Source organism: Halopseudomonas pertucinogena, from assembly GCF_014646575.1.
GTDB lineage: Bacteria > Pseudomonadota > Gammaproteobacteria > Pseudomonadales > Pseudomonadaceae > Halopseudomonas > Halopseudomonas pertucinogena.
In genome coordinates, this window is sequence record NZ_BMNN01000002.1 from 502,106 (window position 1) to 514,839 (window position 12,734).

13 protein-coding genes are annotated in these 12,734 nt (G+C 63.2%); 8 read left to right on the top strand and 5 right to left on the bottom strand.

Annotation, left to right across the window (positions count from 1 at the left end; genetic code table 11):
- Position 1: 1 nt before the first annotated feature.
- Both nadD and IEW63_RS07525 read right to left on the bottom strand, forming a co-directional pair.
- Positions 2-646 (bottom strand): nicotinate-nucleotide adenylyltransferase, encoded by a 645-nt coding sequence (nadD, locus tag IEW63_RS07520; protein ID WP_188635983.1) that lies wholly within the window; start codon positions 644-646, stop codon positions 2-4.
- On the bottom strand, positions 643-1,908 hold the full coding sequence (locus tag IEW63_RS07525) for a glutamate-5-semialdehyde dehydrogenase (protein WP_188635984.1): 1,266 nt from the start codon (positions 1,906-1,908) through the stop codon (positions 643-645). The genes nadD and IEW63_RS07525 overlap by 4 nt, the downstream gene beginning before the upstream one ends.
- 89 nt (positions 1,909-1,997) lie before the next feature.
- On the opposite strand from IEW63_RS07525, the gene IEW63_RS07530 reads away from it, so the two are divergent.
- The 4 genes from IEW63_RS07530 (at position 1,998) to IEW63_RS07545 (ending at position 5,641) form a co-directional block, all read left to right on the top strand.
- Positions 1,998-2,714: a DNA-3-methyladenine glycosylase gene (locus tag IEW63_RS07530; protein WP_188635985.1), complete on the top strand. Its 717-nt coding sequence runs from the start codon at positions 1,998-2,000 to the stop codon at positions 2,712-2,714.
- On the top strand, positions 2,699-3,916 hold the full coding sequence (locus tag IEW63_RS07535) for a DedA family protein (protein WP_188635986.1): 1,218 nt from the start codon (positions 2,699-2,701) through the stop codon (positions 3,914-3,916). Before IEW63_RS07530 ends, IEW63_RS07535 begins: the two co-directional genes overlap by 16 nt.
- A 108-nt stretch (positions 3,917-4,024) precedes the next feature.
- Entirely contained in the window at positions 4,025-5,050 is a 1,026-nt protein-coding gene (locus IEW63_RS07540; protein ID WP_188635987.1) for a hypothetical protein, read from the top strand.
- Positions 5,051-5,185: 135 nt separating this feature from the next.
- Positions 5,186-5,641, top strand: coding sequence for a MaoC family dehydratase (locus IEW63_RS07545; RefSeq protein ID WP_188636079.1), 456 nt, complete (start codon positions 5,186-5,188; stop codon positions 5,639-5,641).
- 59 nt (positions 5,642-5,700) lie between these two features.
- On the opposite strand, the gene IEW63_RS07550 is transcribed toward IEW63_RS07545, so the two are convergent.
- Positions 5,701-6,306 carry a flavin prenyltransferase UbiX gene (locus IEW63_RS07550; protein ID WP_188635988.1) on the bottom strand — a complete coding sequence of 202 codons (606 nt, stop codon included), beginning with the start codon at positions 6,304-6,306 and terminating at the stop codon, positions 5,701-5,703.
- The gene (gene mpl / locus IEW63_RS07555) at positions 6,299-7,660 is read right to left on the bottom strand and encodes a UDP-N-acetylmuramate:L-alanyl-gamma-D-glutamyl-meso-diaminopimelate ligase (RefSeq protein WP_188635989.1); all 1,362 of its coding nucleotides are present in this window, start codon (positions 7,658-7,660) and stop codon (positions 6,299-6,301) included. Before mpl ends, IEW63_RS07550 begins: the two co-directional genes overlap by 8 nt.
- Positions 7,661-7,888: 228 nt before the next feature.
- Between mpl and IEW63_RS07560 the strand changes: the two genes are divergently transcribed.
- Both IEW63_RS07560 and ppa read left to right on the top strand, forming a co-directional pair.
- Entirely contained in the window at positions 7,889-9,148 is a 1,260-nt protein-coding gene (locus tag IEW63_RS07560; RefSeq protein ID WP_188635990.1) for a 6-phosphofructokinase, read from the top strand.
- 173 nt (positions 9,149-9,321) lie between these two features.
- Positions 9,322-9,849, top strand: a complete 528-nt coding sequence (ppa, locus tag IEW63_RS07565) for an inorganic diphosphatase (protein ID WP_188635991.1) — start codon at positions 9,322-9,324, stop codon at positions 9,847-9,849.
- 72 nt (positions 9,850-9,921) lie between these two features.
- Here ppa and IEW63_RS07570 read toward each other — a convergent pair whose 3' ends face one another.
- Positions 9,922-10,416 carry an acyl-CoA thioesterase gene (locus tag IEW63_RS07570; RefSeq protein WP_188635992.1) on the bottom strand — a complete coding sequence of 165 codons (495 nt, stop codon included), beginning with the start codon at positions 10,414-10,416 and terminating at the stop codon, positions 9,922-9,924.
- A 212-nt stretch (positions 10,417-10,628) separates the two neighbouring features.
- Here IEW63_RS07570 and IEW63_RS07575 point away from each other — a divergent pair, with 212 nt between their 5' ends.
- Both IEW63_RS07575 and IEW63_RS07580 read left to right on the top strand, forming a co-directional pair.
- Positions 10,629-11,984 (top strand): MFS transporter, encoded by a 1,356-nt coding sequence (locus IEW63_RS07575; RefSeq protein WP_188635993.1) that lies wholly within the window; start codon positions 10,629-10,631, stop codon positions 11,982-11,984.
- Positions 11,985-12,053: 69 nt separating this feature from the next.
- Positions 12,054-12,728, top strand: coding sequence for an acetoacetate decarboxylase family protein (locus tag IEW63_RS07580; RefSeq protein WP_188635994.1), 675 nt, complete (start codon positions 12,054-12,056; stop codon positions 12,726-12,728).
- Positions 12,729-12,734 lie beyond the last annotated feature (6 nt).

The following is a 12,734-nucleotide window of genomic DNA, read 5'->3' on the forward strand; positions in this document are numbered from 1 at the left end:
CTCAGGTCAGGGGCCGGTACAGCCCCTGTGTTTCAATATAGCCAAGCACCGAATCGGGGAGCAGAAAGCGCGGCGAGCGCCCCTCCCCGATCAGCGAACGAATATGGGTGGCCGAGATGGCCAGCGGCGTCTGTGCCAGGCACAGGATCTCGCCATGGGTGGCATTCATTGCCGACGCATCGCCAACACTGCGCGCCGCCAGCAGGTCCTTCAGTACTTCCGGCAACTCCTGGTCATGCTCGGGGCGTTGCAGCACCACCAGGCTGGCCAGTTCCAGCAGGGAGGTCCAGCGATACCAGCCCGGCAGGCCACAGAAGGCATCCCAGCCGACGATCAGAAACAGGCTGGCTTCACAGCCCAGCTCGGCGCGCAGCGCTTCCAGCGTCTCCACCGTGTAGGATGGCCGCTCGCGCTTCAGCTCGCAGTCATCTACCAGCAACTGGTCGTCGAACTCGGTAGCCAGACAGACCATCTCCAGGCGCTGCTGGGCAGTCGCGCCGGGGCGGTCCCGGTGTGGCGGTGTGGCGTTGGGCACCAGCCGCAGCTCGTCGAGTTTCAGATATTCGCGTACCTCGACGGCACTGCGCAGGTGTCCGAAGTGAATCGGGTCAAACGTACCGCCCAGGATACCGACGCGCAGGGTCACTTGCGGATGTGCCCATCGCCGTAGACAACGTATTTCTCACTGGTCAGCCCTTCCAGGCCAACCGGTCCGCGGGCATGCAGCTTGTCGGTCGAGATGCCGATCTCGGCGCCCAGACCGTATTCGAAACCGTCGGCAAAACGGGTGGAGGCGTTGACCATCACCGAGCTGGAGTCCACCTCGGCAAGGAAGCGCCGGGCCCGGGTGAAGTCTTCGGTCACTATGGACTCGGTATGCTGCGAGCTGTAGCGGTTGATGTGCTCCATCGCCGCGTCCATGTCCGCGACCACGCGGATCGACAGGATCGGCGCGAGGTATTCGGTACCCCAGTCCTCTTCAGTAGCGGCAACGGCCTGCGGCAGGATCGCACGGGTCTGTTCACAACCGCGCAGCTCGACCCCCTTGTCCGCATACAGCGCCGCGATCCGCGGCAGGAAGACCGATGCCACGCCCTGATGCACGAGCAGGGTTTCCATCGCATTGCACACACCGTAGCGGTGGGTCTTGGCGTTCAGGGTGATCGCCTCGGCCTTGTCCAGATCGGCGCGATCGTCCACGTAGACGTGGCAGATCCCGTCCAGATGCTTGATCACCGGCACCCGCGCGTCACGGCTGATGCGCTCGATCAACCCCTTGCCGCCGCGGGGTACGATCACGTCGACATACTCAGGCATGCTGATCAGCGCACCCACGGCGGCACGGTCGGTGGTTTCAACCACCTGCACAACCTGCTGCGGCAGACCCGCAGCCTCCAGCCCCTGACGGATGCAGTCGGCAATCGCCCGGTTGGAGTGGATCGATTCGGAACCACCACGCAGAATGCAGGCATTGCCTGACTTCAGGCACAGGCTGGCAGCTTCTACCGTCACGTTCGGGCGCGATTCGTAGATGATGCCGATGACCCCCAGCGGCACCCGCATGCGGCCGACCTGAATGCCGGACGGCAGATACTTCATGTCCCGGATGGCACCGATCGGGTCTGGCAGCGCCGCGACCTGCCGCAGCCCCTCGACCATGGCCTGCAGACCGGCCGGCGTGATCGCCAGACGGTCGATCATCGCCTCGTCCAGGCCATTGTCCCGACCGGCCTGAAGGTCCAGCGCGTTAGCGGCAATCAGGCTGTCCGCTGCCGCCTCGATGGCATCGGCGGTGGCCAGCAGTGCCCTGTTCTTGACCGCCGTGGTCGCCCGGGCGATGACCCGCGATGCCGCACGGGCCTCGCGACCCAGCCCGGCCATGTAATCCAGTACCTGATCAGCACTCATGAGATTCACCAATCTGCTGCGACAACAAAGCACGCATTATACCGGCACCTCCAGAGGCTGGACAGGGCGAACCTGCTATCATCGCTCATATGTCTGCTACCAATCCTTTCAACCGTGAACCCAACCCGCTGCCGAGTGCGTTTTTCCAGCGCGACAGCCGGGAGCTGGCGACCTGCCTGCTCGGCAAGGTCATCCGTCATTTTCATCAGGGCCTGTGGCTGTCGGCCCGCATCATCGAAACCGAGGCCTACCGGCGGGATGAGAAGGGCAGCCACGCCTCGCTGGGGTTGACCCATTCGCGGCGCGCGCTGTTCATGGAAGCCGGCACCCTGTACATGTACTACGCCCGCGGTGGCGATTCGCTGAATATCAGTGCCGCCGGCGAAGGGGACGGTGTGCTCATCAAGTCCGGCTACCCGGTGGTCGACGAGATCAGCGGTCCCGAGAGCCTGGAGCTGATGCGCCGGCTCAACCCCGCCGCCAGTGGCGAGCTGCGAGAGACCCGGCGCCTGTGCAACGGTCAGACGCTGCTCTGCCGTTCGCTGCACCTCAAGGTGCCCGAGTGGAACGCCCAGCAGCTCGACCCGGCACGCCTGATCATCGATGATGACGGCTATCGCCCCGAACAGATCATCCAGACCACCCGCCTGGGCATCCCGCTGGGGCGGGACGAACACCTGCCCTACCGCTTCGTCGACCAGGCCTATGCACCCTTCTGCACGCGCAACCCGCTGGGCCGCACCCGCCGGGAGGGGCATGATTACCATCTGTTCCATGCAGTACCGGACGCATGGAAGACCTGCTGACCGGCGAGCTGCTCGGCTGGCTGGGTAGCCACACGCGCTGGCTGGGGCTGGCGATATTCCTGATTGCCCTGGTGGAATCGCTGGCCATCGCCGGCCTGCTGGTGCCCGGCGTAGTGCTGCTGTTCGCCGCGTCGGCGCTTGCCGGCGGCGGCAACCTCGGCCTGATGGCAGCGCTGACCTGGGCCTTCGCCGGCGCGGTGTGTGGCGACCTCATCAGCTTTGCCATGGGCCGCTGGTTCCATCAGGACATCCGACGCCTGCGGCTGTTCGCACGCCATCCCCAGTGGCTGGACAGGGGCGAAAGCTTCTTTCGACAGTACGGCACCTACAGCATCGTGCTGGGCCGCTTCATCGGCCCCATCCGACCGATCATCCCGATGGTGGCCGGCATGTTCGACATGCCCTTCTGGCGCTTCCTGCTGGTCAACATACTATCCGCCCTGGCCTGGGCGCCCCTGTACGTGCTGCCCGGATATGTTGCAGGCAACGCGACACGCTGGCCCGTGCCCGAGTCGTTCTGGAGTGAGGCGCTGGTGCTGCTCGGCGGTCTCGCCGGCTTCGCCTTTGCGCTGCTGCTGATACTGCGCGCGCAGAAGCGCTGGAGCAGTCTGGGTGCCGGTGCGCTGTGCCTCGCCGCCCTGCTCGGGCTGACACTTGCCCATCCCTGGCTGGATGTGGTCTACCCCACGCTGGATGGCTGGCTGGCAACCGCAGACCTGTCCCCACTGCCACCCCTTGGCCCGCTTGCCGGAGAGGCCTTTCTGCTGTTGAGCTATGTCCCGATCCTGGCGGCGCTCGCACTGCTGCGCCGGGGCTGGGCACTGCTGCTCCTGCTCTCCAACAGCCTGCTGTGTCTGGCCATCGGGATGATGCCCGGTGCCGGCTCGACCCACCTGGCCCTGGTGCTCTGCCTGCTGATGGGCATCGTCATGCTGAGCAACCGCCAGCAATCGTTCTGGCTGCGCATGAGCTGGGGACTGTACGCCACCCCACTCTGCGCTCTGCCCGTCATCACCTGGTTGACGCTGCCGCTGTCACTGCCGGTGGTCCTGGCAAGCATCCTCCAGGCCGCCGGCGCCACACTGCTGGCATGCTGGCTGATCGAGCGGGCGGTACCGCTGCCGCCCCTGCCCCGCCCCTGGTCTCTGCTGCTGCCCGGCTGGCCGGTGATCGTCGGCGCACTGCTGCTCGCCGGCCTGTGATCGGGCCGTAACACCCGTAGACATGACCCACTCAGGTGATGGGTAAGCTGTTCTGCCTGTGCTTAACTCGGCAGACACCCGTTACTTCTCCGAACGAGTGGGGCTGCCATGTCATTACAAGAACAAACACTGGCCCTGCAGGAGCAGTCGATTCACGTAATCGACTGCCGCTGGCTGCTGGCGCTCTATGCGGTCATTCCGCTGTCGTTGCTGCTGGTGATCGCTGATGCCTGGTTGTTCGAGGGGCGCGCCGTCTACCAGCACATCCCGACCCAACCGGAGCACTGGCCGTTCTGGACCGTGATCTTCGGTCTGCCTCACATCATCGCCAGCCTGATCACCATGGCCGACCGCGAATATCTGACCCATTACCGGCGCACGCTGCTGTGGCCACTGCTGGTATTCGCCGGCATCGCCACGGCCGGACATATCGGCCCGCAGCCGCTGAGCTACAGCCTGCTGTTCCTGTTTCTGGCGTTCTATACCATCTATCACGTGCTGGCCCAGCAGCTGGGCCTGACGCTGATGATGATGGCGACACCGCCAACCCGGACCTACCGACTCTGGAAGTGGCTGCTGATCATCGCCGGCTTCGCGATCTACATGAACGTATATGGCGAACGTTACCTGGGAAACATCTGGCTCGGTAATGTCAGTCTGTATGACGCCCTCACCTACACTGCCGCCCTGCTGTCCGCCGCACTGATCGTGCTCGCCATCCGCCTGACGCCGACGTCCCGGCACCGTATCGGCGTCTGGTACCTGTGGGGGAATGTCGCGCTGATCCTGTCGACGCTGCTGATCCAGGAGATCGGGTATTCATTGTTCGTGATTCTGATTCCCCGTGTCATTCATGACCTCACCGCCTACACCGTCTACATCACCCACGACCGCAACCGCAACAAGCACGAACCGGTCAACAGCGTCTATCGGTTGACCAGCTTCACGCGCCTGTCACCGGTCATTCTGCTGCCTCTGCTATCGATCGGCATCGCCTTCGTGCTGACGTCGCACAGCCGGTACGCGGTGGTCAGCATCCTGGTGCTCACGGTGAGCTTTCTGCATTACTACTTCGAGGGATTTATCTGGCGCGGCGCCAATCCACATCGGCGATATGTGGATTTCAGGCGTTGAATGACCCCACGCCGCGGTTGCGCCATTCAGCAAACCAATGAAGCGGCCGATCCATTGACCCGTCACAATCCTGTTGCAACCATGGCGACGACTTTCCCCTCGCGGGCCAACAACAAGATCACCATGGAGAGCGCCATGACCACTGTTACCGTTTCCGACCTGCCTTCCTTCATCGGCAAGGACCTGGGCCATTCCGATTGGCTGTTGATCGATCAGGAGCGGGTCAACCAGTTCGCCGAATGCACAGGCGATCACCAGTTCATTCACATCGATGAAGAAAAGGCGAAGCAGACGCCCTTCGGCGGCACCATCGCCCACGGATTCCTGTCGCTGTCGTTGATTCCGGCGCTGTCCGCCGGGCTGGCGATCCGTCCCGAAGGTCTGAAGATGGCGGTCAACTACGGTCTGGACAGCGTGCGTTTCATCCAGCCTGTGCGTGTCGGCTCGCGGGTACGCATGCAGCTGACCGTGGTGGATGTAACGGAGAAGAACCCGGGGCAGTGGCTGGTGAAATCCCGTGCCACGCTGGAAATCGAAGGTGTGGAGAAGCCGGCTTACATCGCCGAGACGCTGGCGCTGTACTTCGTCTGACGCCTTGCAGGCGCTGCGGCCCGGGCCGCAGCGCCGTTTCAGGTCAACCCGACCGTGACTCACTCGCCCCAGCGTTTGAGCAGATCCTGTTCGATCCCCAGCTGATTGAGTATCCGCGCAACCACAAAATCGACCAGATCGTCGACGGATTCCGGGCGATGGTAGAAACCGGGGCTGGCCGGCAGGATAACGGCGCCCATCCGGCTCAGGCTGAGCATGTTCTCGAGGTGGATGGTGGAGTACGGACTTTCCCGCGGCACCAGAATCAGCTTGCGCCGCTCCTTGAGAGTGACATCGGCCGCCCGTTCGATGAGGTTGTTGCTGGCGCCGGTGGCAATCGCCGACAGCGTACCGGTACTGCACGGGCAGACCACCATCGCCGAGGGCGCACCCGAGCCGGAGGCCACCGGGCTCATCCAGTCCTGTTTGCCGAATACGCGGATCTGCCCTGCCCTGGCCTGGTAGTGCTCGGTGAGAACAGCCTCCATGGCCTGGGGTTTGGGAGGCAGCTGCAGATCGGTCTCGGTGGCCATCACCAGCTGCGCGGCCTGGGAGATGAGGAAGAACACTTCGACGTCGGCTCGCACCAGGCATTCCAGCAGACGCAGTGCATACTGCGAGCCGGAGGCACCGGTGACCGCCAGGGTGACCCGACGCTCAACCATGTCTTGCCTCCAGCGCCTGTTTCAGCTTCTGATGGATGCCACCGAAGCCGCCATTGCTCATGATCACAATGCGGGTACCTGGCTCGGCGGCGCCGGCCACCTGCTCGACGATACCGTCGATGTCCGTGGCCACCCGCGCCGGTACCGGGCTGTCGGCGATGACGGTATCCAGTGACCAGTCCAGCCCCGGCGGCTGATACCAGATCACCTCGCTGGCCTTGGCAACACTCGGCGCGAGCGCCGCCATGTGGCTGCCAAGACGCATGGTGTTGGAGCGCGGTTCGATGATGGCTATCAGACGCTTGTCGCCGATGCTGGCCCGCAGCCCGGCGAGAGTGGTGGCGATGGCGGTGGGGTGGTGGGCGAAATCGTCATAGAGAGCGATGTCGTTGATATCCATGAGCTTTTCCATTCGCCGCTTGGGACTGGCAAAGCCAGCCAGAGCAGCGATACCCTGCTGCGGCGTGACACCGACATGGCGCGCAGCAGCCAGTGCCGTCAGCGCGTTGGACACGCTGTGTGCGCCGGTCTGGCTCCATTGCGCCACCCCCTGCAGCTGGCCGTCGAGCCAGACCTCGAAGCGCGAACCGTCCTCCGCCAGCAGGCGAGCCTGCCAGTTGCCGCCCTCACCAGTGGTCTGACAGGGAGTCCAGCAGCCCATATCGATGACCCGTTGCAGCGCCTGCTCCTGCTGCGGATAGATGATCAGCCCACTGCTCGGTACGGTGCGCACCAGATGGTGAAACTGGCGTTCGATGGCGGCCAGATCCGGAAAAATATCCGCGTGATCAAATTCGAGATTATTGAGGATGGCCGTACGCGGACGGTAATGGACGAATTTGGAGCGTTTGTCGAAGAAGGCACTGTCGTACTCATCTGCCTCCACAACGAAGAACGGCGTGTCGCCCAGCCGAGCGGAAATGCCGAAGTTCTGCGGCACGCCGCCGATGAGAAAGCCCGGCGCCATACCGGCGTCTTCGAGAATCCAGGCCAGCAGACTGGAGGTAGTGGTCTTGCCGTGGGTACCGGCTACCGCCATGACCCAGCGATCCTGCAGAACATGCTCAGCCAGCCACTGCGGGCCGGAAGTATAGGGGATGCCCTTGTCGAGCACATATTCCACCGCCGGGTTACCCCGGGACATGGCGTTGCCGATGATCACCAGATCCGGTGCCGGGTCCATATGGGCCGGGTCATAACCTTCCAGCAACTGGATGCCCTGGGCTTCGAGCTGGGTACTCATCGGCGGATAGACGTTGGCGTCCGACCCGCTGACCCGGTGCCCCAGGTCCCGCGCCAGCAATGCCAGCGAGCCCATGAAGGTACCGCAGATCCCGAGAATGTGGAGGTGCATCGGCAAATCCTGTCGTCAGTGCGTAATGGGGCGGATTCTATCATGTCCGGGCCGGGGCGCCCCTCTCCCCCGGCCCGGCAACCACCCGGCACCCGATCATGCAAAACACGGCACATTCAGCTATCATGCGCGCCATTCTTCGCCCCATTACTGTTATTGCCGTGGATGCAACCGTTCCGCTGTGGCGGTTGTCCTATCTGGCATCAGCACACACACCATGGAGTCAGCATGACCGTCAAGAATGCCTTTTATGCCCAGTCGGGCGGGGTAACCGCAGTGATCAACGCCTCCGCCGCTGGCGTCATCGAGACTGCCCGTCAGCATCCGGACAGAATTGGCAAGGTTTACGCTGGCCGTAACGGCATCATCGGTGCACTGACCGAAGACCTTATCGATACCAGCCGGGAATCAGCGGAGAACATTGCCGCACTGCGTCATACCCCCTCCGGCGCCTTTGGCAGCTGCCGCTACAAGCTGAAGAGCCTGGAAGCCAACCGTACCCAGTACGAGCGGCTGATCGAAGTGTTCAAGGCCCACAACATCGGTTACTTCTTCTATAACGGCGGTGGCGACTCCGCTGACACCTGCCTGAAGGTCTCCCAGCTGGCTGAAACCATGGGCTATCCGATCCAGGCCATCCATGTGCCGAAGACCGTGGACAACGACCTGCCGATCACCGACTGCTGCCCGGGCTTCGGCTCGGTCGCCAAGTATGTGGCCACCTCCATCCGCGAGGCTGGTTATGACGTCGCCTCCATGTGCGCGACCTCCACCAAGGTCTTCATTCTGGAAGTCATGGGCCGCCACGCCGGCTGGATCACCGCCGCCTGCGGCCTGGCCAGCGAAGCCGAGGGCGAAGCGCCGCACATCCTGCTATTCCCCGAGATCGAGTTTGATGAAGAGGCCTTCCTCGCCCGCGTCGATGAGTGCGTGAAGACCCACGGCTTCTGCGTCATCGGCGTCTCCGAAGGTATCCGGAACAAGGAAGGCAAGTTCCTTTCCGAGTCCGGCCTGACCGACGCCTTCGGACATGCACAATTGGGTGGCGTGGCGCCGACCATCGCCAACCTGATCCGCGACAGGCTCGGCCACAAGTACCACTGGGCCGTGGCTGACTATCTGCAGCGCGCTGCGCGCCACATCGCCTCTGCAGTGGATGTGGAACAGGCCTACGAGCTGGGCAAGGCGGCCGTCGAGATCGCCCTGCAGGGCAAGAATGCGATCATGCCGGCCATCCGCCGGCTGGAAAGCCAGCCCTACCGCTGGGACATCATCGAGGCGCCCCTGAGCGAGGTGGCCAACGTCGAGAAATTCATGCCCCGCGAATTCATCAGCGAAGATGGCTTCCATATCACCGACGCCTGCCGCGAGTATCTCTCGCCGCTGATCCAGGGTGAGGACATCCCGCCCTTCAGCAACGGCCTGCCGGCCTACGTGCGGCTGGACAATCACCCGGTCGAGCGCAAGCTGCCGCCCTTCGAGGTGTGAGATCTGCCGGTCTGCCTTCCCTCCCCGCCCCGGGCAGGGAAGGCAGACCGGCATCATGGACGAAGGTTTGACTTGGTAAACCGGGCCCAAGCACCTATAATCTCCGCCCATATTTTTCCTGACGTCCAGCGAGCGACGTTGCCCCAATCACAATGCCCCGCATCAGGTAACCCATGAGCTACGACCAGATTCCAGCAGGCAAGGACATCCCCAACGATATCTACGTTGCGATCGAGATTCCCGCCAACCACGCCCCGATCAAATACGAGATCGACAAGGATTCCAGCACCCTGTTCGTCGACCGTTTCATGGCCACGCCGATGTTCTACCCGGCCAACTACGGTTTCATTCCGAACACCCTGGCCGATGACGGCGACCCGCTGGACGTGCTGGTTGTCACTCCGCACCCGGTTGCCCCCGGCGCAGTGATCCGCTGCCGCCCGGTCGGCGTGCTGCACATGACCGACGATGGCGGTGGTGATGCCAAGCTGATTGCCGTCCCCCATGACAAGCTGAGCGTGCTGTACAAGGACGTGAAGGAATACACCGACCTGCCCGAGCTGCTGATCCAGCAGATCCAGCACTTCTTCGAGAACTACAAGGATCTGGAAGCCGGCAAGTGGGTCAAGATCGACCGCTGGGGCAACGCTGACGAAGCCCGCGCGGAAATTGTAAAGGCAGTAGACGCTTACCAAAAATAAGCTTCTTGCCGAATGAAAGCCCGGCCACAAGCCGGGCTTTTTAATGCACGCGATTCAGTGGCGGCGGCCGGCTCAGCAGTCGATGGTATCGGTCTCTTTCATTTCCCGGTAGCGCTGCTCCAGTTCGTGACGGATCTGCCTGCGCTGCTGCGCCTGGCAGAAGCGGCGTTTCTGGTCAGAGGTCTGCGGCTCCAGCGGCGGCACCGGCGTGGGTCGGCCGGTGTCATCCACCGCCACCATGGTGAAGAAGCAGCTGTTGGTATGGCGCACGGTCTTGGCGCGGATATCCTCGGTGATTACCTTGATGCCGATCTCCATGGAGCTGGTGCCGGTGTAGTTGACCGAAGCGAGAAAGGTCACCAGCTCGCCCACCTGGATCGGCTGGCGGAAGTTGACCTGATCCACCGACATGGTCACCACGTAATGCCCGGCATAACGGCTGGCGCAGGCATAGGCCACCTCGTCCAGGTACTTGAGCAGCGCGCCGCCATGCACGTTGCCGGAGAAGTTCGCCTTGTCCGGAGTCATCAGGACGGTCATGGTCAGTTCTGTGCTGTGCGCCAGCATGGGTCTCGCTCCGCTGTTGAAAGCCGGCCACTCTAATGTTTTCCTTCCCGTTGCGCTACAGACCGGGCGGCAAGCAGCCGGGCATTGCCCCGGAAAAAGTCGAAGAGCTACCACTGGTGCGGCAGATCGGCGAAGATAGCGCTCCATTCTGCTCCCACCGAGGCATCGCACCCGCCGGGGCAGCCCATAACGATGAACGACAGTCCGCCGCCATGTCCGAAAATACCGCTTACGCCCCCGCCGCCCCGGCCAACTCCCGATCACGGGTGATGTTTGCAAGCCTGGTAGGTACCACTATCGAGTTCTACGATTTCTACGTCTATGCTACCGCCGCGGTACTGGTATTTCCGCACCTGTTCTTCCCGCCGGGGAACGAGACCACTGCACTGCTCGCCTCCTTCGCCATCTTTGGCGCAGCGATGGTCGCGCGGCCACTGGGCGCGGTGTTCTTCGGCCACCTCGGTGACAAGATCGGGCGCAAGAACACACTGATCTACGCCCTGCTGACCATGGGCATCGCAACCTTCCTGATCGGAGTGCTGCCCACCTATCATGCCATCGGCTGGTGGGCGCCCCTGCTGCTGGTGATCATGCGTCTGGCTCAGGGGTTTGCCATCGGCGGCGAGTGGTCCGGCGCTGCGCTGGTCGCCACCGAGAACGCGCCGCCGGGCAAGCGGGCGCTGTTCGGGACATTCCCCCAGCTCGGCGCACCGCTGGGTTTCATCATTGCCAACGGCCTGTTCCTGATCGTGGCAGCCGCGCTGCCCTCGGATAACCCCTCGCGGCCGTCCGAAGCCTTCCTCGACTGGGGCTGGCGGATACCCTTCCTGTTTTCCGCCGTCATGGTCGTCATCGGCCTGTGGATCCGGCTGAATCTGGTGGAAAGCACACCTTTCACCAAGGCGATCAACACCGGCAAGGTGGTAAAACTGCCGCTGGGCGCGGTGGTGCGCAACAACTGGCGCGAACTGATCCTCGGCACCTTCTACATGCTCGCCACCTATGTGCTGTTCTACCTGATGACCACCTTCTCCCTGAGTTATGGCCGCGCCCCGGTTGAGCCCGGCGCCGGCCAGCTGTCCGGGTTGGGTTACAGCTACAATGACTTCGTGCTGATGCTGATTTTCGGCGTGGTGTTCTTCGGTATTTTCACTCTGGTATCCGGCCCGCTGGCCGACCGCTGGGGGCGGCGCAGGACACTGATCCTGGTGACCCTGGGCATCATCGCATTCAGCTTGCTGTGGGTGCCGCTGCTGTCGATGGGCTTTGTTGGCGTGATGCTGTGGCTGGTGCTGGGTTTCAGCCTGATGGGCATGACCTTCGGGCCCATGGGGGCACTGCTGCCGGAGCTGTTCCCCACCAACGTGCGCTACACCGGCTCGGGTATCTCCTATAACGTCTCGTCCATTCTCGGCGCCGCCGTTGCTCCTTTTGTTGCGGTGTGGCTATGGGGTATCGGTAGCGGCAGTCCGTTTCTGGTGGGTGTGTACCTCGCGGCCATGGGTACCCTCACGCTACTGGCGCTCATCATCGGCAAGGAAACCGCCCACGTCGATATGAACAACTGATAGCGGGATCGGATCGCGGCTCGCAGGGTCACATGGTTATGCCCCGAGCCGCCAGCCGAGACCGAAACCATGTACCCTGCCATACCCGTTACTCCCGGACTTCCTGAAGCAGTCGAGCCCTTCGAGATCGAGATCCCGCCGGCGCCCTGGCGATTGCACGGTACCGCCTGCATTTCGCTGTGGCGTCTGCCCGTGCATCTGCTGCCCGAGGCCGCTCCCGGCATACGCTATGTCACCCTCGCCGGCCAGGCCCTGGTGGCTACCGTCTGGGTCAATTACCAACCGGGCGGCACCCTGACGTACGACGAACTGGCTGTAGCCACTGTGGTACGCGGCGCCGGGCGCTACAACCCGGCCTGCACCGTCACCCATATCTGGGTCGACAATCCGGTGTCCGCCGAAGGTGGCCGCCGGCTCTGGGGAATACCCAAGCAGCTGGCCGAGTTCGACGGCCAGATAGCCGATTCCGCCAATACGCTGCACGCCACATCCGAAGGTGGCCGTCTGGCCAGCCTCAGCGTGACCGAGCGCATGAGGCTGCCGGGCAGTCCGCCGCTGCGCGGCTTCGTCATCCAGCGGCGGGAAAATGGCCTGGCAGTGACGCGCTGCAGGGCAAGTGGAAGCGTACGGCTGGCCAGGGCCAGCTGGCACTTCCCAACGTCAGGCCCGCTCGCCTTTCTGGCAGGACGCAGACCGCTGAGCAGCGTGCTGGTTACCGGCTTCAGGGCCGCCTTCGGGCTGTAGCTCCAG